At 69.3% G+C, this 23212-nt stretch carries 21 protein-coding genes and 1 pseudogene; 11 read left to right on the top strand and 11 right to left on the bottom strand.

What is annotated here, in order from left to right; translation table 11 throughout:
- Positions 1–69 precede the first annotated feature (69 nt).
- The 5 genes from H9I49_RS22490 to H9I49_RS22470 form a co-directional block, all read right to left on the bottom strand.
- A complete protein-coding gene (locus H9I49_RS22490; protein ID WP_223129115.1) occupies positions 70–1068 on the bottom strand; it encodes a LacI family DNA-binding transcriptional regulator in 999 nt (332 codons plus the stop codon).
- Between the two features lie 26 nt (positions 1069–1094).
- Positions 1095–2039, bottom strand: coding sequence for a carbohydrate ABC transporter permease (locus H9I49_RS22485; RefSeq protein WP_223129114.1), 945 nt, complete (start codon positions 2037–2039; stop codon positions 1095–1097).
- Positions 2032–3006, bottom strand: a complete 975-nt coding sequence (locus tag H9I49_RS22480) for a carbohydrate ABC transporter permease (protein ID WP_188032633.1) — start codon at positions 3004–3006, stop codon at positions 2032–2034. The genes H9I49_RS22485 and H9I49_RS22480 overlap by 8 nt, the downstream gene beginning before the upstream one ends.
- A 1-nt stretch (position 3007) precedes the next feature.
- Positions 3008–4354, bottom strand: a complete 1347-nt coding sequence (locus tag H9I49_RS22475) for an extracellular solute-binding protein (protein WP_188032632.1) — start codon at positions 4352–4354, stop codon at positions 3008–3010.
- 221 nt (positions 4355–4575) lie between these two features.
- Positions 4576–5178 (bottom strand): TetR/AcrR family transcriptional regulator, encoded by a 603-nt coding sequence (locus H9I49_RS22470; RefSeq protein WP_188032631.1) that lies wholly within the window; start codon positions 5176–5178, stop codon positions 4576–4578.
- Positions 5179–5308: 130 nt separating this feature from the next.
- Here H9I49_RS22470 and H9I49_RS22465 point away from each other — a divergent pair, with 130 nt between their 5' ends.
- Both H9I49_RS22465 and H9I49_RS23535 read left to right on the top strand, forming a co-directional pair.
- Entirely contained in the window at positions 5309–6022 is a 714-nt protein-coding gene (locus H9I49_RS22465; protein ID WP_188032630.1) for an SDR family oxidoreductase, read from the top strand.
- A gap of 98 nt (positions 6023–6120) precedes the next feature.
- Positions 6121–6438, top strand: a complete 318-nt coding sequence (locus H9I49_RS23535) for a zinc-binding dehydrogenase (RefSeq protein WP_223129113.1) — start codon at positions 6121–6123, stop codon at positions 6436–6438.
- 17 nt (positions 6439–6455) lie between these two features.
- On the opposite strand, the gene H9I49_RS22455 is transcribed toward H9I49_RS23535, so the two are convergent.
- The 5 genes from H9I49_RS22455 to H9I49_RS22435 all read right to left on the bottom strand — a co-directional run bounded on the left by H9I49_RS22455 (position 6456) and on the right by H9I49_RS22435 (position 11059).
- Positions 6456–6956, bottom strand: a complete 501-nt coding sequence (locus tag H9I49_RS22455; RefSeq protein WP_370587703.1) for a lactate utilization protein C — start codon at positions 6954–6956, stop codon at positions 6456–6458.
- A gap of 158 nt (positions 6957–7114) precedes the next feature.
- Complete coding sequence (locus H9I49_RS22450) at positions 7115–8620, bottom strand: lactate utilization protein B (protein WP_188032628.1); 1506 nt, start codon at positions 8618–8620, stop codon at positions 7115–7117.
- Positions 8617–9375, bottom strand: coding sequence for a (Fe-S)-binding protein (locus H9I49_RS22445; protein ID WP_188032627.1), 759 nt, complete (start codon positions 9373–9375; stop codon positions 8617–8619). Before H9I49_RS22445 ends, H9I49_RS22450 begins: the two co-directional genes overlap by 4 nt.
- Before the next feature lie 18 nt (positions 9376–9393).
- The gene (locus H9I49_RS22440) at positions 9394–10158 is read right to left on the bottom strand and encodes an SDR family NAD(P)-dependent oxidoreductase (RefSeq protein WP_188032626.1); all 765 of its coding nucleotides are present in this window, start codon (positions 10156–10158) and stop codon (positions 9394–9396) included.
- A 46-nt stretch (positions 10159–10204) separates the two neighbouring features.
- Complete coding sequence (locus H9I49_RS22435; protein ID WP_188032625.1) at positions 10205–11059, bottom strand: fumarylacetoacetate hydrolase family protein; 855 nt, start codon at positions 11057–11059, stop codon at positions 10205–10207.
- A gap of 123 nt (positions 11060–11182) precedes the next feature.
- On the opposite strand from H9I49_RS22435, the gene H9I49_RS22430 reads away from it, so the two are divergent.
- From H9I49_RS22430 to H9I49_RS22395, 8 genes are all read left to right on the top strand, one after another.
- On the top strand, positions 11183–12469 hold the full coding sequence (locus tag H9I49_RS22430; protein ID WP_188032624.1) for an enolase C-terminal domain-like protein: 1287 nt from the start codon (positions 11183–11185) through the stop codon (positions 12467–12469).
- The gene (locus H9I49_RS22425; protein ID WP_188032623.1) at positions 12466–13419 is read left to right on the top strand and encodes an aldo/keto reductase; all 954 of its coding nucleotides are present in this window, start codon (positions 12466–12468) and stop codon (positions 13417–13419) included. Before H9I49_RS22430 ends, H9I49_RS22425 begins: the two co-directional genes overlap by 4 nt.
- The gene (locus H9I49_RS22420; RefSeq protein WP_188032622.1) at positions 13416–14276 is read left to right on the top strand and encodes an amidohydrolase; all 861 of its coding nucleotides are present in this window, start codon (positions 13416–13418) and stop codon (positions 14274–14276) included. Before H9I49_RS22425 ends, H9I49_RS22420 begins: the two co-directional genes overlap by 4 nt.
- Positions 14277–14358: 82 nt before the next feature.
- Positions 14359–14778 (top strand): RbsD/FucU family protein, encoded by a 420-nt coding sequence (locus tag H9I49_RS22415; protein ID WP_370587702.1) that lies wholly within the window; start codon positions 14359–14361, stop codon positions 14776–14778.
- Positions 14775–16331, top strand: a complete 1557-nt coding sequence (locus tag H9I49_RS22410) for a sugar ABC transporter ATP-binding protein (RefSeq protein WP_188032621.1) — start codon at positions 14775–14777, stop codon at positions 16329–16331. Before H9I49_RS22415 ends, H9I49_RS22410 begins: the two co-directional genes overlap by 4 nt.
- Positions 16328–17344: an ABC transporter permease gene (locus tag H9I49_RS22405; protein ID WP_188032620.1), complete on the top strand. Its 1017-nt coding sequence runs from the start codon at positions 16328–16330 to the stop codon at positions 17342–17344. The genes H9I49_RS22410 and H9I49_RS22405 overlap by 4 nt, the downstream gene beginning before the upstream one ends.
- A gap of 84 nt (positions 17345–17428) precedes the next feature.
- The gene (locus H9I49_RS22400) at positions 17429–18412 is read left to right on the top strand and encodes an ABC transporter substrate-binding protein (RefSeq protein ID WP_188032619.1); all 984 of its coding nucleotides are present in this window, start codon (positions 17429–17431) and stop codon (positions 18410–18412) included.
- An 88-nt stretch (positions 18413–18500) separates the two neighbouring features.
- On the top strand, positions 18501–19193 hold the full coding sequence (locus H9I49_RS22395) for a FadR/GntR family transcriptional regulator (RefSeq protein ID WP_188032618.1): 693 nt from the start codon (positions 18501–18503) through the stop codon (positions 19191–19193).
- A gap of 81 nt (positions 19194–19274) precedes the next feature.
- Here the strand turns inward: H9I49_RS22395 and H9I49_RS22390 are convergent.
- Positions 19275–19826, bottom strand: a pseudogene (locus tag H9I49_RS22390) (alpha/beta fold hydrolase); the annotation flags it as partial.
- Between the two features lie 150 nt (positions 19827–19976).
- Between H9I49_RS22390 and H9I49_RS22385 the strand changes: the two are divergent.
- Positions 19977–23192, top strand: coding sequence for a glycoside hydrolase N-terminal domain-containing protein (locus H9I49_RS22385; RefSeq protein ID WP_188032617.1), 3216 nt, complete (start codon positions 19977–19979; stop codon positions 23190–23192).
- Positions 23193–23212: the final 20 nt, after the last annotated feature.

Raw genomic sequence — 23212 nt, 5'->3', positions numbered from 1 at the left:
GTGAAGGAGGTCCGCGCGGGACTCTGCACGGTGTGTCGGGCTGTGTCGGAGGGTGCTGGGCAGTCGGGGTCAGGCAGAGGACTCCCGGACGACGAGCTCGTACGGGGCCACGAGCTCGAGCCCGGTGCCCGTCCTCGTACCGGTGATCCGCTCGAGGAGCAGGGTGAGCATCGTGTCGACCATCCAGTCGTGTCCGGGATGGATGCTCGACAGCGAGGGCACGCTGAACTGCGCCTCGTTGACGTCGTCGAAACCGACGACGCGCACGTCGTCCGGCACACGCACCCCACGGTCGGCGAGTCCGCGCAGCACGCCGAGGGCGACGGAGTCGGTGACGGCGACGACCCCGTCGACGTCGACGCCATCGTCGACGAGTCGGTGCGCCGCGTCGCGGCCCCCGCTCAAGGTCAGACCCCCGGGGTGGACCCTGAAACCGGGGTCCGGCTCCAGCCCTGCCTGTTCCAGAGCCTGCAGGTACCCCTGGTGGCGCAGGTACAGCACGTTGTTCGTGTCGTCCACGGGGTCCGGCACGCTGACCCACGCAATCCTGCGGCAGCCTCGCTCGATGAGATGCGCTGTCGCGGCCCGGGTGCCCTCGACGTTCGCCATGGCGACGTGGTCGACCGAGCCGCCCACGGACCTCTCGCCGATCAGCACGAGAGGAATGGTGCGTGCGAGCCGCTGCGCCTCCTCGGGGCCGATCTCCACCGCAGTCATGATGAGCCCGTCGTAGTCGAGGCTGCGCGAGGTCGCGACGGCGGCGAGCTCACCCTCGACCTCGGCGCTCGTGTGTTCGATCGCGACCCGGTAGCCGAGCTGGCCCGCTCGGGCGATGACACGGTCGGCGAGCAGGCTGAAGTAGGGGTTGTCCAACCCGGGCACCGCCAGACCGATCACGCCGGTGGCGCCCTTGCGCAGGGCACGCGCGGAGTGGTTCATGACATAGCCGGAGGTCTCGACCGCCTCGATCACCCGTTCGCGCACCGAGTCACTCACGGCCTTGCGGTCGTTGAGCACGTTCGACACCGTCATCGTCGAGACGCCGGCGATTCGCGCGACATCGGCCATGGTCACCATCGTTGTACCCCTTGCTCCTACTTGATGCCGGTGGCGCTGAGGCCCTGCACATACCTTCGCTGGATGAACACGAAGATGAGTACCAGGGGAATGACGTACAGAATCGCGCCGGCCGCGATGAGGTTGTTCAGCGGGAACCCCTTCTCGTTGACGTATCCGTTGGTGAGGGCCACCGCCAGGGTCGTGTTGCTGTTGTCGAGCAGCAGCATCGGAGAGATGAAGTCGCCCCACACTCCGGCGAAGGACATGACGAAGGCCGTCACCAGCACCGGTTTGGACAGCGGCAGGAAGATCTGCCAGAAGATCCGGGCCTGGGAGCACCCGTCGAGCACCGCGGCCTCCTCGAGCTCCTTCGGCAGCCCGGCGAAGAACTGGCGGTAGAGGAAGATGAGGTACGGCGCGGCCGCCGCTCCCCACAGCACCCACGGCCAGTACGTCCCGACCAGGCCGACCCGGGCGAAGAGCAGGTAGGTGGGAATGAGGGTGATGATTCCCGGCATCATCATCATCGCGATGAGCACACCGAACAGGACGTTCTTGCCGGGTCCCCGCAGCCGCGCGAAGCCGTATCCGACGAGCGCCGACGACAGGGTCGTCAGCAGGCCCGAAACCGTCGAGAGGAACACCGAGTTGGCGGCGTAGACGAGGAAGGCGATGTCGGTGACCGCGTGGATGAAGTTCTCGAAGTGCGCCGGAGCCGGCCAGAGGAGCGTCCCCCCGGAGGCCAGCTGGTTCGGCGACTTCAACGCCGTCACGAAGATCCAGTAGACCGGGAAGAGCAGGAGCAGGGACACGACGAGCAGGATCGTGAAGACGACTCGGCTCGGTCGGTGTCGTCGGCTGCGCTCGCGGCGGTCCCCCTCGTCCTGCCCCGGCCGGCTCTGCCGCACGGTCACAGGGTCGATCGTCGGGTCCCTCAGCGTCTTGGCCTGTTTCAGTGAGTTCGCCATGGTGTCAGTCATTCCTTCCACCTGCCGACGGATCAACCGCATAGAACACGGTGCGCCCGCTCACCTTGAAGAAGATGCCGGTGATGAGCAGGATCACGACAAAGAAGAGCCAGAGCATCGCGGAGGCGTAGCCGTACCGCGAGAACGCGAAGTACTCGGCATAGACATCGATCATGAACAGCCGGTTCGACTCCGGCACGGAGGTGATCGCCGCGGCCCCCGAGCCAGGTGACAGCAGCAGTGCCGGGACGAAGGTCTGCAGCACGCCGATGGTCGTCGTGACGAACTGGAACAGCAGCACCGGCGAGATGGTCGGCACGGTCACGGAGACGAACCGCCGCCAGTGGCCGGCCCCGTCGAGCTCGGCCGCCTCGAGCAGCTCCTGCGGAACGTCTTGCAGCGCAGCGAGGTTGATGATCACGCCACCGCCTATCCCCCACAGCATGACGACGATGAGGACGATGAAGACCTGTTGGCCGGTCATCCAGTTGACCGCATCGCGCCCGAAGAGGCCGAGGATCGCGTTGACGGCGCCGGAGTCGCGCTCGAACAGCAGCTTCCACGTCAACGTTGCCGCGACGGGCGGCACCACAGCCGGAAGGTAGATGAGCGTTCGCCAGCCGGCACGGAACCGGACCTTGTTGTTGAGCAGGACCGCCAGCACCAGGCTCCCGACCACGGTGATGGGAACCACGACCAGGGCCAGCATGCCGGTCCGACCGAGGCTCGCCCACGTCTCTGGGTTCGACAGCACCTTTGCGTAGTTGTCGAAGCCCACCCATCGGAACCCCGGGCTGATGCCGTCCCAGTTCGTCAGGCTGACCCCGAAGGCGTAGGCCAGCGGGAAGATCGTGAGCAGGATCGTGCCCACGACCCATGGCGAGACGAACAGGTAGAAGTCTCGACCCTGGCGCCAGCGCGTCGTCTGGTAGAAACGCGGTCTGGAAGCGGGGTGCACCGAGGAGGACGCCGCGGACATGTCAGCCCCCGACCCGCGACACACCCTCGGCGAGGAGCTGGTTGCACTTGTCGTTGGCCTGGTCGGCGAACTGGCCGATCGTCATGCCGCCCTTGACGAGCTGCGGGAACAGGCCTGCCACCGTGGCGGACAGGGCCGTCACCGTCGCGTAGGGCGAGAAGGTGAGGACGGTGGCGTACTGGCTCTCGGCCCGTTGCGTCTCGAGGGCCTCCTTCTGGAAGGGCTCTGCGGTCGGCAGGTGCGACGCGAGGGACCTGATGATCGGGATGCCCCAGCCTGACTTGGCGCGCGCGACCGCCGGCTCGCCCGCGGTGAACCACTCGAGAAGGGCGAACGCGCCGTCCGGGTTCTTCGCCTTGGTCGGGATCCAGTGGCCGGTGGCGGAGGTGGTCGGGCTGACCCGCTTGGTGCCGAGCATCGGCGCCGGTGCCAGGCGCGCCCACTTGCCCGTGCCCTCGCCGCCGGCGACGGCACCCGCGAACCAGTAGCCGGCCTGCGCCATCGCCTCACGCTGCACGCTGAACGGCGGCCAGTCCCAGCCGTCGGGGTTCGGGTCGAGCAGCGTGTAGCCCACCTTGGCCTTCGCGACGTTCGCGAGCCAGAGCACCGCCTTCTGGGCCTCGGGGGAGCTGAAGTCGACCGTCTTGAGGTCCTCGGCGAACAGCGGGACACCGGTGGTGGCCATCATCGCGTGGATGCCCTCGACCGCAGGAGCCGTGCTCCACATCCCGTAGCGCAGGACCTTGCCGCCCTTGACGCTGGTGAGCTCCTTGGCCACGTCCAGCATGTCGTCGTACGTCGGGGGGCGCTCGGCGGTGGGTGCGGTCGCCCCGACCGACTCGAACAGCCTCGAGTTGTACCAGAGCATCATGTCGAGGCTGTAGTCCTTGGTCAGGCCGTAGATCTGGCCCTCTCCCTGCTTGGTGCCGTCCCAGCGCCACACGTCGTTGACCGGGTCGAGATCGCTGACCTTGAAGGCCGAGCTCTTGGCGATGTAGTCATCCAACGGCCGGGCGATCTTCCTGCTGGCGAGGAAGCCGGCCTGCTGAGCCCCCAGGCCCCGGACGAGGTCGGGCGGGTTGCCCGCCGCGAGCATCGCGTTGAGGCGGGTCTCGTCGTAGGCGATGATCTTGACCGGAAGGTCCGGGTGCTTGCTGTTCCAGATCTTCAGCAGGTCCTTGGGGAAGTCGTCGGCGACCCCCATGACCGTGACGCCCTTGCCTCCGGCACCGCCGGCACCGCCGGCGCCCGTGGCACCCTGCGTCGTACATCCAGCGAGAGCTGCCGCGGCGCCGACCGCGGACCAGGTGAGAAAACTGCGCCGGTCGAGAGAAGCGTTGTACCCCATGGCGTACCTCCGTTGCTACGCGTCCTGGGCGGACGAGTTCGTGCGTGGGATTGATCGATAAAACCGACGGATGGTCGGGCCCCTGGCCTCGCGTAGTTCGGAAGGGTGGCGAACTGCGGTTTATCGTTACAACGCGGCTCTCCCGTGTCAAGAGGTGCGTCCGAACCATCCCAGCGAGTGGTCGCTGAGCGGAGTTTGCGGCGCGGTCGCCAGCGAGACAGTCAGCGAGACAGCAGGACGCCGAGCTGGCCGCGGATGTCCTCCACGATCTCGTCGACGCTCGAGGCGATGTTCACGGTTGCCGCCATGGCGAGGAACATCACGGCGGACACGATTCGCGCCAGGCTCGCAGCATCGTCCTCGCCGATCCGTCGGTCTCGGCGCAGCGCGGCGGCGACCGCCTCCTCGGTCTGCGAGGCGATGGCGAGCGCTTCGCCGTGGCGGGGCTCCTCCGCGTTGCCGAAGACCATCTCTCGCAGGTACGTTCGCCCGTTCTCGATCTGGGCGCGATTGCATTCCACGATCGGCCGCAGGATCGCCAGCACCGCCTCGAGCGTGTCCGGGGCGGTCTCCGCCTCTGCCCGGCCGCGCTGAAGTGCTTCGGCGTAGTGGGCGTTCTGCACGAGCAGCAGCAGCTCGCCCTTGGTCTTGGCATAGAGGAACAGCGTCCCGGTGCCGATGTCGGCCTTGTCGGCGATCTGCTGGGTCGTGACCTCGTCGACGCCTCGCTCGGCGAACAGCTCGCTGGCCGCGGCGACGATGCGGTCGAGCTTGTCCTGCTTGTTGCGCTCGCGCCGTCCGAGCGGCTGGGGGGTGGGAGACATGTGGGCTCCTCCGGAATAGAACCTGATCGTCCTCAGTTATGAGGATAGTCGCTATTGGATCGGCTCGAACATGCCTCCGTTCACTCTCCCATGACCGGAGCCCCACACCCTCAAGGAAAGAAGGAACCTCGTGTCCTCACTCAACGGAGCAGTCGTTCTCGTCACCGGCGCCAACGGCGGAATCGGTACGCACTTCGTCCACGAAGCCCTCGCCCGCGGCGCAGCGAAGGTCTACGCCACCGCTCGCACACCCCGCACGTGGGACGACGAACGGATCGTGCCCCTGACCCTGGACGTGACCGACCCCGCCTCCATCCAGGCGGCCGTCGAGGCGGCGCCGGACGTGACCGTGCTGATCAACAACGCCGGGGCGTCGCCCGCCAGCGCGGGGATCCTCACCCACACGGACGACGAGATCCGCCGGAATGTCGAGACGAACTTCCTCGGCCCGTTGTTCCTCGCGCGCGCGTTCGCCCCTGTCCTGTCGGCGCAGGACGAGTCGGTCATCATCGACATCCACTCGGCCCTGAGCTGGTACGCCGTCGCCGGCATCTACAGCGCGACCAAGGCCGCCCTCTGGTCGGCGACCAACTCCCTGCGTCTCGAGCTGGCCCCCGCGGGCGTGCACGTCGTCGGCGTGCACGTCGGGTACGTCGACACCGCGATGGCGGCACACACCACCGACCCGAAGCTGGACCCGGCGGTGCTCGTCAGCCGTGTCTTCGACGCCACGGAGGCGGGCGAGTACGAGGTCCTCGCCGACGAGACGTCCGTCCAGCTCAAGGCCGGGCTCAGCGCGCCCCTCGAGGCGGTCTATCCGCAGCTGACGGCGGCGCACGCGTAACCAGTGGACACCGCGGCGCCGCGGCCATCTTCTACCCGCCGAGCTGCTTCCCGAGCTCACCCTCTCTCGGCCGCGCTCCTCGAGCGACGCGTCAGCCTGTGCCTCAACCCACCAGTCGGCCGCCGGCCGCCCAACCCCGTGAGGTCCACCCACCCCTGAAAGCCTTCATCGTCAACCAGTACGGCAAGGACAGCGTGCCCCGCGTGGGCGGGCTGCCGACTCCGGAGATCGGCGAGCGCGACGTGCTCGTCCGGATCCACGCAGCAGGTGTGAACCCGCTCGACAACAAGATCGTCGACTCCGGAGCACTCAAGCCCGTCGTGGACCGGGCCTTCGACTTCGACGAGGCGAGCGGCGCCCTTGACTACGTCCGCACCGGGCGAGCCGAGGGAAAGGTCGTCCTCACCATGACCTGACGCAGCACCCCGGCGTGCTACTCGACGAGGACGACGCACAGGGTACGCGGGCCGTGCACCCCTTCGACCCGGTCGAGCTCGATGTCGCTCGTCGCGCTGGGGCCGCTGACCCACGTCAGGGGCCGACCCGCCATGACGCTGGGGCGCAGGGCAGTGACCGCCTCGGGGACGGTGAGCACGACCTGGTCGGCGCGCACGACGCACACGTGCAGGTCAGGCAGCAGGCTGAGCCCACGTCGTCCCTGCCCGGGACCGTGGTCGAGCACGATCGTCCCGGTCTCGGCGATGGCGAGCGCAGCCGTCGTGACCACGGCGTCGATGCCCTCGACGGCGTGCACGTCGGCGACGTCACGCTCGCGCAGCAGCTGCCCGGGTACGTCGGTGCCGAAGCCTGCCGGCACGACGACGGAGGACGCCTCCCCCAGCGCCGCCGCGAGCGCCGCCCCCAGCCCCGTGGACGGGCACCTGACGACGGTCGCACGGTAGTCCTCCACACGCTCGACGAACAGCTCGGTCACCGCGTGCGTGGTCCCCGCGGGCGCGGGTATGTCGCTGGGCCGGCCTTCCGGCGAGTCTGTCCTGGGGTAGTGAGTTCCTTTGGCGGACAATGCGGCTCGAACTCGCTCGAGGATCGCGGCGCGGGCCTCGCTGGTGTCCGGGACACCGCCCTGCACAGTCATTGGCCCTCCCCTTGGGGGCCGCGCTCATCCCCGGCGTCACCAGCGCGGGTGCGCGCCCACCACTGCCGGAAGTTCTCGGTGGGCGGTGCCGGAGCGTCTCGGGCCTCGCTCCACGCCGAGAGCGGCCACGGCAGCCGGGTGAGGTGGGTCCGGCGGCCGAGCAGCCGTCCCGCTGCCGTCGCCGCGCGCTGTGCCTTCTCGAGCCGCGAGGCCTTGGTGAAGGTGAAGGCGCCCGCCTTCCTGGCCGCAGCCTCCGGAGTGGGCACGCCACCTCGGTGGTCGTCGACGACCTTCGTACGCAGGTGCACGAGCAGCTCGGGGATCTCGATGCGGACGGGGCAGGCGTCGAAGCACGCGCCGCACAGCGTCGAGGCGTAGGGCAGCGACTGCTCGAGGGCGCCCTGCCGGCCGCGCAGCTGCGGGCCGAGGACGGCGCCGATCGGGCCGGGGTAGACGGAGCCGTACGCGTGCCCACCGACCCGCTCGTAGACCGGGCAGACGTTGAGGCAGGCCGAGCAGCGGATGCACCGCAAGGCATGCCGGCCGACGACGTCCGCGAGCACGGTCGTGCGGCCGTTGTCGACGAGCACGACGTGCACGTCCTGTGGTCCGTCGGGCCGGCCGTCGGTGCTCGTGACGCCGGTCCACATCGAGGTGTACGGGTTCATCCGCTCACCGGTGGACGAGCGGGGCAGCAGCTCCATGAAGACGGCCAGGTCCTCCCAGGTCGGGATGAGCTTCTCGATGCCGACGACGCTGATGAGGGTGTCGGGCAGGGTCAGGCACATGCGGCCGTTGCCCTCGGACTCGACGACGACGAGCGTGCCGGTCTCTGCGACCGCGAAGTTGGCGCCGGACACGGCGACCTTGGCGCGCAGGAACTTCTCGCGCAGGTGCAGGCGCGCGGCCTCGGCCAGACGGGCCGGCTCGTCGGTGAGGTCGTCAGGTGCGGGACGCCCGACGGTGACCATCTCGCGGCGGAAGATCTCGCGCACCTCGGCGCGGTTGCGGTGGATGGCCGGGACGAGGATGTGGCTGGGCAGGTCGTCCCCGAGCTGGACGATGAGCTCGGCGAGGTCGGTCTCCCAGGCGTGGATGCCGGCCGCCTCGAGCGCCTCGTTGAGTCCGATCTCCTGCGTGGCCATCGACTTGACCTTGACGACCTCGGGGGTCGGGTCGTCCGCGATGCGATCCTTCGCGATGGCGACGACGATGGCGTTGGCCTCGGCGGCGTCGCGGGCCCAGTGCACGGTCGCACCGGCCTCCGTTAGCCGCGCCTCGAGCTGGAGGAGGTACGTGTCGAGGTCGGCGAGCACACGGTCCTTGGCCTGTGCGCCCTTGACGCGCAAGGCCTCCCAGTCGTCGACCTCGCCGACTGCGGCGGTCCGCCTGGCCCGGATCGTCGCCGTCGCGTGACCGAGGTTGCGCCGCAGCTGCGTGTCCGCAACGGCCTCGCGTGCGGCCACCGGGAACGTCGGCATGCCGACGAAGGTGCGGCTCATCGGACCCCCTCCGGCGTGAAGGGGGCGTTCTCGGTCGAGGCGAGGACCTCGGCGAGGTGCAGGGGGCGGACCCCCGCCCGCTGCCGGGACAGCAGCCCACCGACGTGGGCGAGACAGGAGTTGTCGCCGGCGACGAGCACCTCGGCACGCGTCTCGCGCACGTGCCGGGCCTTGTCCGAGCCCATCGCGACCGACACGTCCGGGTTCTTCATGGCGAACGTCCCGCCGAACCCGCAGCACTCCTCGGCGCTCGGCAGCTCCACGAGGTCGATCCCGCGCACGGCGCGCAGGAGCCGCAGCGGCCGGTCGCCGACCCTGATCATCCGGAGCGAGTGGCACGTCGGGTGATAGGTCACCCGGTGCGGGAAGTAGGCACCGACGTCGACGACGCCGAGCACGTCGACGAGGAACTCCGACAGCTCGTGCACCCGCGGCGTCAGCTGCTCGACCGCACGCTCGAGCCCCTGGTCCCCCGCCCGACGGGCCAGGCCGGCGTGCTGCTCACGCACCGACCCCGTGCACGACCCCGACGGCACGACGACCGCGTCGAACTCACCGAACACGTCGACAAAGGAACGGACGAGCGGCACGGACTCGGCGGCATACCCCGTGTTGGTGAACATCTGGCCGCAGCAGGTCTGGGCCCTCGGGAAGTCGACCCGGCACCCGAGCCGCTCGAGCAGTGTGACGACGGCGCGAGGCGTCGAGGGCCACATCGTGTCGTTGAAGCACGTGGCGAACAGCGCGACTCTCACGACAGCACGCTGCGACCGTCAGGCCTGCGGCCGGGGCCGCGGCACGAGGTTGTCCGTGCCGCCGTCGACAGCGAGGCAGACTCCGTTGGTGGAGCCGGAGCGCGGTGAGGCCAGGTAGGCGACGGCGGTTGCGACCTCGGCGGCGGACACGAGCCGGCCGTGCGGCTGGCGCGCGTCGAGTGCCGCGCGCTCGGCGTCGGGGTCGTCGGTCTTGGCGAGCAGGCGCGTCACCCAGGGGGTGTCGGCGGTGCCCGGCGCGACCGCATTCACTCGGATGCCCTCGTACAGGTGGTCGGCGGCCATCGCACGGGTCAGTGCGTGCACCGCGCCCTTGGTCGCGGAGTAGAGGGCGCGCTGGGGCAGGCCCTGGGTTGCTGCGATGGAGCCGGTGTTGACCACGGCTGCAGTCGGCGAGGCCCGCAGGTGAGGCAGCGCGGCCCGGGTGACGCGGACGATGCCGAGGACGTTGACGTCCCAGACACGGTGCCATTCGTCGTCACCGTTGTCGCCGACTGCGCCCTGGGCGCCGATGCCGGCGTTGTTGACGACGATGTCGACACCGCCGTAACGGGCCGCGACCACCTCCACGCCTGCCTTTACGGACGCGTCGTCGGCGACGTCGCAGCGCACTGCGGCGACCGCATCCGTCCGGGTGACATCGCTCGGGTCGAGGTCGAGCACCCCGACGCGGGCACCCCGCTCGACGAGCTCACTGACGACGGCAGCGCCGATGCCGGACGCTCCTCCTGTGACGATGGCAACGAGGCCCTCGAAGTCCTTCATGGTGCTCCTTTGCAGTGACGCGGCGTGTGGCGAGAAAAGTTGCGGCTCAGACGAACTGCTGCCGGGAGCGGCCGAGGCCGTCGATCTCGACCTCGCAGACGTCCCCCGCGGCCAGGTAGGGGAAGCGACCCGACAGCGCGACGCCCTCGGGTGTGCCGGTGAGCACGAGGTCCCCCGGCTCGAGCACGAGGTACTGGCTGAGGTGGTGCACGATCGTCGCGACGTCGAAGATCATGTCGGCCGTGGAGGAGTCCTGACGCGGCTCGCCGTTCACCCAGCTGCGCAGACGCAAGGCGTTGTGCTCGACCTCGTCGGGCGTGACGAGCCACGGTCCGGTGGGGCTGAAGCCGGCACAGCACTTGCCCTTGCTCCACTGGCCGCCCGACACCGCGAGCTGGAAGTCGCGCTCAGACACGTCGTTCACGGCGACGAAGCCGGCGACGCGGTCCAGCGCACCGGCCGGTGAGTCGAGGTACGAGGTGTGCCGGCCTATGACGATGCCGAGCTCCACCTCCCAGTCGGTCTTCGTGCTGCCCCGTGGGATCGCCACGTCGTCGTCCGGGCCGACCACCGTGTTGGGCAGCTTGAGGAAGATGACCGGCTGCGCCGGTGGCAGGGACCCGGACTCGGCGGCGTGTGCGGCGTAGTTCATGCCGACACAGATCACGGCCCCGGGGCGCCCGACCGGAGCGCCCCGGCGCAGGCCCTCGACGTCGAGCTCGGGGCAGTCGCCCAGCGCCCTCTCGAGGTGGGCCAGGCCACCGGCGGCGAAGAACGCGGGGCCGAAGTCAGCACCCAGCTCCGGGCGTACGGCAAGCGCCGGCCGGGCGTCGCGCCAGACGTCGTCACGCAGGACGGCGGGCACTTCCCCCCCGACGGGGCCGAACCGGGCAAGTTTCACGACAAACCTCCGACGTTCCTAGATGACTGGGTGCGCGCTTCGCCGCCGATCGGCGCGACTGGCACTTGACACACCATAAAGATCGGATGTTTCATGACGCAAGTTCCAGCTACGAGGAGAGACATGAGCCAGTTCATCGCCCTGCACACCCACGACGTCCGGTTCCCGACGTCGCTGATGCTGGACGGGTCCGACGCGATGAACCCCGACCCCGACTACTCGGCCGCGTACGTACGCCTCGTCACTGACGCCGACGACGGCCTCGAGGGCCACGGCTTCGTCTTCACCATCGGCCGCGGCAACGACGTGCAGGTCGCCGCGATCGAGAGCCTGCGCGACTACCTCATCGGCCAGGACGTCGAGTCGCTCATCGAGGACATGGGCGCGGCGTGGCGGCTCTTCGTCTACGACTCGCAGCTGCGGTGGCTCGGCCCGGAGAAGGGCGTCATGCACATGGCCATCGGGGCCGTGCTCAACGCGCTGTGGGACCTGAAGGCCAAGCGTGCAGGACTGCCGCTGTGGCATCTCCTCGGCACCATGACCCCCGAGCAGCTCGTCGACTGCGTCGACTTCCGCTACCTCACCGACGCCTTGACGCGTGACGACGCCCTGGCCATCCTCCGCGCCGCGGAGCCGGGCCGCGCCGAGCGCACGGCCCAGCTGCTCGCTACCGGCTACCCGGCCTACACGACCACCCCCGGATGGCTGGGGTACGACGACGCCAAGCTCGAGCGGCTCTCCAAAGAGGCTGTCGCCCAAGGCTTCTCGCAGATAAAGCTGAAGGTCGGCGGCGACCTCGACGACGACCGCCGTCGTCTCGCGATCGCGCGCGCGGCCGTCGGCGACGACATCAGCATCGCCATCGACGCCAACCAGCGCTGGGACGTCAGCGAGGCCATCGGCTGGGTCCGGGCCCTCCGGGAGCACGACATCGCCTGGGTCGAGGAGCCCACCTCCCCCGACGACGTGCTCGGACACGCGGCGATCTCCCGCGCCCTTGCCCCGATCCCGGTCGCGACCGGGGAGCACATGATGAACCGTGTGCTCGCCAAGCAGTTCCTCCAGGCCGATGCGCTCCAGGTGCTTCAGATCGACGCGACCCGTGTCGCCGGCGTCAACGAGAACCTCGCCATGCTCCTGCTCGCCGCGAAGTTCGGCGTGCGCGTCTGCCCCCACGCGGGCGGCGTCGGCCTCTGTGAGGCGGTCCAGCACATCTCGATGTTCGACTACGTCGCGGTGTCCGCCACGACGGAGGGCCGCTTCATCGAGTTCGTCGACCACCTTCACGAGCACTTCGTGAGCCCCGTCGTGATCCGCGACGGCCACTACGTCGCGCCCACCACGCCCGGCGCCTCCACCGAGATGCTCGGCACCAGCATCGTCGAGCACGAGGTCGCGGCCCGGCCATGACCCTCACCACCGGCTCCCTGACGCTCGGCACCGCCACTCTGGGCAACCTGCTCGGGGCGATGAGCGACGCCGAGGCGCAGGCCGTCCTCGAGACCGCCTGGGAGTGCGGCATCCGGTCCTTCGACACGGCCCCGCACTACGGCCTCGGACTGGCCGAGGAGCGCCTCGGCCGGTTCCTCCGAGGTATGCAGCCGGGCTCGGTGCGCGTGTCCACCAAGGTCGGGCGCCTGCTGCGCCCGAATCCCGGCGGGCCTCCACGTGATCCCGACCTCTTCGACGTGCCCGGCGACCTCACGCGCGTGATGGACTTCTCCGAGACCGGTGTGCGCGCTTCCCTCGCCGATTCGCTCGACCGCATGGGGATCGACCGCGTGGACACGCTCTACCTGCACGACCCGGAGAAGGCACCTGACGCCGAGTCCGCCTGCGACACGGGCCTGTCCGCGCTCGCTGCACTACGGTCCGAGCGCATGGTGACTCGCATCGGCGTCGGCTCGATGGATGAGGGGGCGCTGCTGGCGGCCGGCGAGCGCGAGGAGACCGACGAGCTGATGGTGGCAGGGCGGCATACCCTCGTCGACCACACCGCGACCGTGCGGCTCCTCCCGCTCTGCCGAGAGCGCGGGGTCGCGGTCGCCGCGACGGCCGTCTACAACTCGGGACTGCTCGCGACCCCGCGGCCGTCGGGCACCTTCGACTACGCGGTGGCACCCCCGGACGTCGTGGCTCGCGCCCAACGCCTCGCCGACGTCTGCGAGGCGCACGGCACCGACCTGCCCACCGCTGCCCTGCACTACGCGGCGCTCGACCCAGTGGTGACGTCCGTCGTGTTCGGGGCGCGGACGCCGGCCCAGGTGCGCGAGAACGTCGAGCGCGCAGCGTCCACGCCAGACCCGGCGCTGTGGGACACCCTGGCAGCCGAAGGCCTCGTGCCGGAGGTGGTCCGATGAGTGGGCCGCTCCCCGCGCTGCGCCTCGACGCGCACGTGCACCTGTGGGACCCGTCGGCCGGGGTCTACCCGTGGCTGACGCCCGACCTCGGGCCGCTGTACGACAGGTTCACAGCCGGCCAGGCGGCGTTCCAGCTCGCCGGCGCCGGGGTCTCGCGCGCCGTGCTCGTCCAGGCCGCCGACTCGGCCGTCGACACCCAGTCGATGCTTGACGTCGCCGAGGCGCACGACTGGGTCGCCGGCGTGGTCGGCTGGGTCAACCTCGAGGACCCTGCGGGCGCTGCCCAGGCCCTCGAGCGCTGGAGCGAGTCGCCCGCGTTCTGCGGCGTGCGCCAGTTGGTCCACGACGACGCCCGTGACGACGTGCTGGACCTCCCAGCCGTGCGCGGCACGCTGAAAGTCCTTGCCGCGCAGGACGTCCCGCTGGACGTGCCGGATGCGTTCCCCCGCCAGCTGGGCGGCGCCACCCGGGCCGCGGCCGCGGTCCCCGACCTGGTCGTCGTCGTCGACCACCTGGCCAAGCCACCACGCGGCACAGACGCCTTCACCGTGTGGGAGCGGGATCTGCGCGAGATCGCGCGGCACGACAACGTCGTGGCGAAGGTCTCCGGGCTCGAGCTCGCCGGCCAGCCGTGGACGGTCGAGGCGGTACGCCCGGCGTGGGACATCGCTCTCGACGCCTTCGGCCCGGAGCGGCTGATGTTCGGCAGTGACTGGCCGATGACCGTCACCGGGGAGGGTTACGCCGGGACCGTGTCGGTGGTCGGCAGCCTCATCGCCGAGCTGAGCTCGAACGAGCAGGCCGACGTGTGGTGGCGCACCGGCTCCCGGACCTACCACCTCGACCTCACCGGATGACCCGCAGACACCGGTGAACCGACCCGCCTGAAAAACCTGCACCACCAACGATTCCAAGGACGTGATCGCTTTGCTCCAAGGAGTGAACCCGCTGCTCACCGGGCCTGTGCTGCTCCACCTCGACGCGATGGGGCACTCCGACGCCGTCGCCGTCGTCGACGCGCACTTCCCGGCGGCTCGCGTCGGCCGCGTCGTCATCGACCTACCGGGCACGACAGCTCCCGAGGTCCTCGCGGCAGTCCGCTCGGTGCTGCCGCCGGACGACGCTCCGGCACTCGACCTCATGACATCGGCCGACGGCTCCGTGCTCCCGGTGCAGGAGGAGCTGACCGCAGCGGCCGGCCTCACCACTGGCGATGTCCGCTATGTCGACCGGTTCGCCTACTACGACCTCGTCCAGGGGGCGCACCTGGTGCTGCGCACCGGCGAGACGCGCGTTTACGGCAACGCCTTGTTCCGCAAGGGCCTCGTCACCCAGCCGAGCCCGGGAGTGCAGTCATGACCGGTTCCCTGCTCCTCGAGCTCGAGGGGATCAGCAAGGGCTTCCCTGGTGTCCAGGCGCTCACGGATGTGCGCCTCGACCTGCGACACGGCGAGGTCCTCGCCCTCGTCGGCGAGAACGGCGCGGGCAAGTCGACCCTGATGAAGCTGCTGTCGGGGATCCACAAGGCCGACGCGGGACACTTCCGGCTCGACGGGGCGCCCTTCACGCCGGAGAGCCCCAGGCACGCCGAGTCCCTGGGCATCAGCATCATCCACCAGGAGTTCAACCTGATGCCCGACCTCACGGCCGCGCAGAACATCTTCATCGGACGAGAGCCACGCACCGGCGGGTTCTTCACCCGCGACCCCGAGCTCAACCGCGCTGCCGCCGACCTCCTTGACCGACTGGGCCTCCCGCTCGACCCCAAGGCGCTCGTCGGCTCGCTCACCGTCGCCAAGCAGCAGATGGTCGAGATCGCCAAGGCACTCTCGCACGACGCGAAATTGCTCGTCATGGACGAGCCGACGGCCGCTCTCAACGACGCCGAGGTCGAGGTCCTCCACGGACTCATCCGCCGCTTCGTGTCGCCGACGACCGGGGTCATCTACATCTCCCACCGCATGGACGAGCTCAAGGCGATCGCGCAGCGCATCACCGTCCTGCGCGACGGCAGCTACGTCGGCACCGTCGACACCGCGGAGGCGTCGATGCCTGAGGTCATCGCGATGATGGTGGGCCGGACCATCCAGACGCAGGCGCGTCCCGAGAACGTCCGCGACGACCGGGAGACCCTGCTGTCGGTCCGTGGGCTCGCGACGAAGGCCCTGCTGCGTGACGTGAGCTTCGACCTGCGCCGTGGCGAGATCCTCGGCTTCGCCGGACTCATGGGCGCCGGGCGCACCGAGGTCGCCCGAGCCCTCGTCGGCGCCGACGTCGTGACGGCGGGCACCATCGTTCTGCGCGGGCAGGAGGTCAGCATCCCCAACCCGGCCAAGGCCGCCGAGCTCGGCATCGGGTACCTCTCCGAAGACCGCAAGCAGCTCGGGCTCATGCTCGAGCAGTCGGTGCAGACCAACATCGCCCTGTCGTCGCTCGGCGACCGCTTCTCGCGTCGGGGCTTCGTCGACGACAAGGCGATCGCCACCAGAGCGACCGAGTCGGTCAAGGCCCTCGGCATCAAGACGCCGTCCATCCGCCAGGAGGTGCGCAACCTCTCGGGCGGCAACCAGCAGAAGGTCGTCATCGCCAAGTGGCTGACCAAGGACTGTGACGTGCTGATCTTCGACGAGCCGACGCGTGGCATCGATGTCGGCGCCAAGGAGGAGATCTACCGGCTCCTCAACGACCTTGCAGCACAAGGGAAGTCGATCATCATGATCTCCTCCGAGCTGCCCGAGGTACTGCGCATGGCGCACCGCGTACTCGTCATGAGCGAGGGCCGCATCACCGGAGAGCTGTCGCACGCCGAGGCCACGCAGGAAAGCGTCATGCACCTCGCGACCCTCCGGACCGGCTCGGACACCGCCTTCCCCGTTCCCGACCCGACAGCCGACAAGGCAGGACTGGCATGACCACCGACACCCCCACGCAGACCAGCGCCGACGCCGCCCCGGCAACGGCCGTGGCCTCCGCGACGCTGCGCGACCGGCTCCAGCAGCTGCTGGCGTTCGCGAGCCTCATCGTGATCGCGATCTTCTTCTCGGTCGCGAGCTCCACGTTCCTCACCTACGGCAACATCGTCAACGTCCTCTTCTCGACCGTCGTCATCGGGCTGCTCGCCCTGGGCACGACGTTCGTCATCATCACCGGCGGGATCGACCTGTCGATCGGCACAGGGATGGCCCTGTGCGCCGTGATGTCAGGCCAGTTCATCGTCAACTGGGGCATTCCGTGGCCGGTCGGCGTGCTCCTCGCGGTGCTCTTCGGCGGGCTCCTCGGCTTCGTCAACGGGTTCAACGTGGCCAAGCTCGGCCTCCCGCCGTTCATCGCAACCCTCGCCACGATGCTCGTCGCCCAGGGCCTCGCGCTCGTCGTGTCGCACAGCGCGCCGATCTACTTCAACGACTCCCCCGGCTACTTGAAGCTGTCGACCGGCAACCTCATCCCGGGCGTGAACTTCCCGAGCGCGGTCATCGTGCTCATCGTGGCCACCGCGATCGCCGGCGTGCTCATCAGCCGCACGATCCTCGGTCGCTACACGTTCGCGATCGGCAGCAACGAGGAGGCGACGGCACTCTCAGGCATCAACGTCGCGAAGTGGAAGATCGTCATCTACACGCTCGCGGGCCTCTTCACCGGCCTCGCCGGCGTCATGATCTCCGCCCGCCTCGGTTCGGCGCAGCCGGCCACCGGCGCCGGCTACGAGCTCCAGGCCATCGCCGCGGTCGTCATCGGCGGCACGTCCCTTGCCGGCGGGAAGGGCTCGATCGTGGGCACCGTCATCGGGGCGCTGATCATCTCCGTCCTCAACAACGGCCTTCAGCTGATGTCCATCCCCCAGGAGTGGCAGAACGTCATCCTCGGCGTCGTCATCCTCATCGCGGTCTACGCCGATATGGCGCGCAAGCGGGCCAGCACCACCTGACCCGCACTGACCCACAGATCTCCGGTGCGAGCCGGAACCCATGGCCAGCAGGCCGACTCACCCAGCAAGAAGGAGAGAACCACCATGCGCAGACGTCAGCTCATGACGGCCGCGGCCACCTCCGTGCTCGCCCTCGCGCTCGCCGCGTGCGGCCAGAGCGGGACCGGCACCGCAGGCTCGACCGGCGGTGCCGGAGGCGACAAGCCGTACATCGCCATCGTGTCCAAGGGATTTCAGCACCAGTTCTGGCAGGCCGTGAAGAAGGGCGCCGAACAGGAGGCGGCCAAGCAGGGCGCCACCATCACCTTCGAGGGTCCCGCGACCGAGAAGGAGGTCGAGGCCCAGATCACGATGCTCACCAACTCCCTGGCCAAGCAGCCCAAGGCGATCGGCTTCGCTGCCCTCGACTCCAAGGCGGCCGAAGGCCTTCTCCAGCAGGCGAAGTCGCAGAACATCCCCGTCATCGCCTTCGACTCCGGTGTCGAGTCCGACGTGCCCCTCACGACGGCTGCGACCGACAACAAGGCCGCGGCTGCCGAGGCCGCGAAGCACCTGTCCGAGCTCATCGGCGGCAAGGGCAAGGTCGCCATGGTCGTCCACGACCAGACCAGCCTCACCGGTCAGCAGCGGCGCGACGGGTTCATCGACTGGATGAAGGCCAACGCTCCGGGCATCACGCTGCTCCCGGTCCAGTACGGCGACGGCGACCAGGCCAAGAGCGCCGACATCACCAAGTCGATCCTCGCCGCCAACCCCGACGTCAAGGGCATCTACGGCTCCAACGAGGGCTCGGCCATCGGCGTCGTCAAGGGCGTCCAGGAGGCCGGCAAGACGGGCATCACCATCGTCGGCTTCGACTCCGGCAAGGCGCAGATCGACGCGATCAACTCCGGGGTGATGGCAGGTGCGATCACGCAGAACCCCGTCGGCATGGGAGAAGAGCTCGTCAAGGCCGCGATGAAGGCCATCAAGGGCGAGCCTCTCGAGAAGACCATCGACACCGGCTTCTACTGGTACGACAAGACCAACATCAACGACCCGAAGATCCAGTCGGTCCTCTACCAGTGAGGTGGTGGGGCGCCCGCGCCATCGCCGGGCGTGGGCGCCCCGACGTCGTATCCTCTAGCCACCAGCACTCAGGGAAGGCGACCCGACGATGGCCGTGACGGACGGGGCGATCACCAAGATCAAGGAGATGATCGTCAGCGGGGACCTGCGCCCCGGCGACCGCCTCCCGCGGGAGGCCGACCTCGCCGACCGGCTCGGCCTGTCCCGCAACAGCCTTCGTGAGGCGGTCAAGGCGCTCTCCCTCATCCACGTCCTCGACGTGCGACAGGGCGATGGCACCTACGTGACGAGCCTCGAGCCCGCCTTGCTCATGGGTGCGATGGAGTTCGTCGTCGACTTCCACCAGGACGACACTGTGCTGCACTTCCTGCAGGTGCGGCGCATCCTCGAGCCCGCGGCGACGGCGATGGCGGCGCTGAGCATGAGCGACGAGGACATCGCCGGGCTCTACAGACAGCTCGACGCCGTCGCCAAGGCGCCGAGCATCGACGAGCTCGTGGCCGCGGACCTCGTGTTCCACCGCACGATCGCCGACGGGTCCGGCAACGAGGTCATCGGATCGCTCCTCGACGGCCTGAGCGGCCCGACCCAGCGGGCGCGTGTCTGGCGCGGCCTGACCCAGACCGGGGCGGTGGAGCGCACCATGGCCGAGCACCGGGCCATCGTCGATGCCATCGCCGCGCGCGAGCCCGATGTGGCTCGCTCCTGGTCGACGGTCCACATCGCTGGCATCGAGCTGTGGCTGCGTGAGGCCCTCGGCAGCGGAGGCGGCATCGGCTGAGTCCCCCTGGCCACTCTCCTGCGTGGGCCCACCCCGCCGCTGCGGGGTGGCCGAAGGCCAGGGTCCTTGCGCGGCTTCTTCTCAGCGGCACAGGAAGCCGAGCAGGACTTTGTTGACCTCGTCGGCGTGGGTCCGGAGCATGCCGTCCGGGGCGCCGTCGATCTCGACGTACTCCGCGGTGGGCAGTGCCTTGGCGAAGCGCCGGCCCGTGGCCTCGATCGGGAGGATGTTGTCCGCGGTGCCGTGCACGATCAGGGCCGGCACGTCGATCTTCTCGATGTCGCCGCGGAAGTCCGTGAGCCAGGTCGGCTAAGCCCAGGTCGAGGCGTGCGGCGAGGCGTTGTAGGCCAACTGCTGGTCGGCATCGAGCGCCTCCTGGCTGAGGCGGTTGCCGAGGAACTCCTCGGTGCTGAAGAAGCCGGCGAAGAAGTGGGTGAAGAACGCATACCGGTCTGCCTGCATTGCGGCGAACAGCCCGTCGAAGACGTTCTGCGGAACGCCCTCGGGGTTGTCCTCGGACGGCAGCAGGTAGGGCTCGAGGGACGCGAGGAACACCGCCTTCGCGACCCGTTCCGAGCCGTAGGTGCCGAGGTAGCGACCGAGTTCGCCGGAGCCCATGGAGAAGCCGACGATGGGGGGCGTACCGCTTCTGGCCACCGCCACACCGGGGTAGACATCCGATCTATCTGCGGCCAGACTGCACGTTGTTCCCATTTTGCGCACCCATCTTCATGCTGCGCTCGCAAGACACCCGATCAATGATGCTCTGGAAGGAACTCACCGATGCCCGCGCTCGACGCCTCCCGACGCAACGTCCTCAAGCTGGGTGGACTGGCAGCCTTGGCGCCGCTCCTCACCCCTTCGGCCGCGCACGCGGCGCCCCGGCTCGGCGCACCCCGCCCCGCTGCCGCACTTGCCTCCACCGCCCTGGCCCTGCCGACCCTCTCCGCGCGCTCGATCTGGTACAGCGTCCCCGCGATCGACTGGCAGTCCCAGGCCCTGCCCATCGGCAACGGTCGACTCGGCGCCATGCTCTTCGGCGACCCCGACAGCGACCGCGTGCACCTCAATGAGCAGAGTCTCTGGGGTGGCGTGAACGACTACGACAACGCCCTTGCCGGCAAGCCGGACTCGGCGTTCGACACGAGCATGACGGGGTTCGGGTCGTACCGGAACTTCGGCAACCTCCACGTCTCCTTCCGCGAGCGCCCCGGCGTGACCGCACCCGGCGGGCCCTACACGGCCTCGTCGACGGAGGGCCTCGACAAGAGCTACGACGGGAGCTCGTCGACCAAGTGGTGCATCCAGAGCCCGCCGTCCACCGTCACGTGGCAGGTGAGCCTGCCGACCGCCACCGTGGTCTCGACGTACCGGCTCACGAGTGCCAACGACGTGCCACAGCGCGACCCGCAGCAGTGGACGTTCGAGGGCTCCGACGACGGGACCACCTGGTCGACTCTCGATGCGCGCAGTCTCGCCACGCCCTTCGAGAGCCGTTTCCAGACGAAGGAGTTCGGCTGCGCCAACGCGACCGCGTACCGCCACTACCGGTTCGTCTTCGTGCCGAAGGCGGGAGTCAGCCACTTCCAGGTCTCCGAGATCGGTCTCGACGGCGTCGATCTCGTTTCCTCGTCGACGTGCTACCTGTCCTCCCCCAGCGGGCACTCCGCGGGGTCGGCGCCGGACGGCAGCCACGGCCTGCTCCGCGCTGTCGACCGTGACCCCGACACGACCTGGCGCGTCGAGACACCCGGACGCGACATCGTCTGGCAGGCCGACCTGCAGCGTCGCGTCGCCATCACCGGCTACTCGCTCACGGCCGCCCCCGACGGCCCCGCGGACGACCCGCGCGCCTGGACGCTTGAAGGCTCCAACGACGGCGTGACATGGACCACGGTGCACTCCCAGACGGGCTTCAGCTTCGCCGGCCGCAACGAGAGGCGCACGTTCAGCGTGACGGCCTCGACGGCATACTCCTCCTACCGACTCGTCTTCGCACAACCGCAGGGCGCCTTCCACGTAGCCGAGATCGCCCTGACAGCAACTGAATTCAACACCGCGACGATGCGTGCCGTCGCCGACTACCAGCGCGCGCTCGACCTCGCCAGCGGTCTGCACGTCACTCGATTCACCACGCCTGGCGGCGGGGTGGTGGTCGAGGCCTTCGCGAGCCGGATCGCCGACGTCCTGGTGCTCCGCTACCGCACGGATGATCCTGCTGGTCTCGCTGGCATCCTGAACCTCACTGCAGGACAGGCAAACTCGCCGACCACAGCCGATGCCGGCGACCGCGAGCTGTCATGGCACGGCGTCATGGGCAATGGCCTCAAGCATGCCTGCACGGTGCGGGTCGCCGACACCGACGGCACGGTCAGCGCCGACGGAGCCCTGCTCCGGTTCAGCGGCGCGACGAGGCTCACGCTCGTCATCGACGGCCGCACGAGCTACAAGCTCGACGCCGCAGCCGGCTGGCGCGGTGCCGATCCCGCCCCCGGCACGTCCGTCGCCGCTGCCGCGTCGCGCACGTTCGACGAGCTGCGCGACGAGCACCTTGCCCAGTTCGGGGCTCTCATGTCGCGGGTCACGGTCGACTGGGGAAGCACCGACGCAGCTGCCGCCGACCTGCCGATCCCCGCCCGGCTCGCCCGCTATGCGGCCGGTGGCGCCGACCCGAGCCTCGAGCAGGCGATGTTCCACCACGGCCGCTACCTGCTCGCCAGCTCGTCCCGACCCGGCGGCCTACCTGCCAACCTCCAGGGCCTCTGGAACGACAGCGACCAGCCCGCGTGGGCGTCGGACTACCACACCAACATCAACGTCCAGATGAACTACTGGGGCGCCGAGACGGCCAACCTGCCCGAGTCGCACGAGGCGCTCGTCGAGTTCGTCCGCCAGGTCGCCGTCCCGAGCCGGGTCGCGACGCGGAACAGCTTCGGCACCAACACTCGTGGCTGGACTGCCCGGACGAGCCAGAGCATCTTCGGCGGCAACTCGTGGGAGTGGAACACCGTCGCAAGCGCCTGGTACGCCCAGCACCTCTATGAGCACTGGGCCTTCACGCAGGACGTGCGTTACCTGCGTGACACCGCGCTGCCGATGATCCGCGAGATCTGTCACTTCTGGGAGGACCGTCTCGTGGAGCACCCCGACGGCTTGCTCTACAGCCCCGGCGGGTGGTCGCCGGAGCACGGTCCGCGCGAAGACGGCGTCATGTACGACCAGCAGATCATCTGGGACCTCTTCCAGAACTACCTGGACGCCTACGACGCCCTCCACGGTCCCGAAGAGACGTCAGAGGTCGACCCGGACGCCGACCCGGAGTTCCGCGCGCGCATCGCCGACCTCCAGAACCGCCTGGCCCCCAACAAGGTCGGCTCGTGGGGACAGCTGCAGGAGTGGCAGACCGACCGTGACAGCCCCACCGACATCCACCGGCACACCTCGCACCTCTTCGCGGTCTACCCGGGCCGGCAGATCACGCCCGGCCGCACACCTGACCTCGCGGCGGCCGCACTCGTGTCGCTCAAGGCGCGGTGCGGTGAGCGGGCCGGCGTGCCGTTCGACGAGGCGACGGTCTCCGGTGACAGCCGTCGTTCGTGGACCTGGCCGTGGCGCGCCGCCGTCTTCGCCCGCCTCGGCGACGCCGAGCGCGCCCGCTACATGGTGCGTGGCCTGCTGCGGTTCAACACCCTGTCCAACCTCTGGTGCAACCACCCGCCGTTCCAGCTCGACGGCAACTTCGGCATCACCGGTGCCATCGTCGAGATGCTGCTGCAGAGCCACGGCAAGGCCATCCACCTGCTGCCCGCCTTGCCGGCGGAGTGGAAGGACGGCTCCTTCACCGGCCTCCGAGCGCGTGGCGGCTATGAGATCAGCTGCACGTGGCGTGACGGCAGGGTCACGTCCTACCGCGTCGTCGCAGACCGCGCCCGCGACCTCGGCAACGTCACCGTCCGCGTCAACGGGAAGGACGTCAAGGTCAAGCCGGCCAGCGCCTGACGGGGCCTGCACCGGCGCCC

This window comes from Terrabacter sp. MAHUQ-38, from assembly GCF_014518425.1.
Taxonomy (GTDB): Bacteria; Actinomycetota; Actinomycetes; order Actinomycetales; family Dermatophilaceae; genus Terrabacter.
Note: the sequence above shows the minus strand (reverse complement) of the source record. Positions and strands in the feature narration are given on the sequence as shown.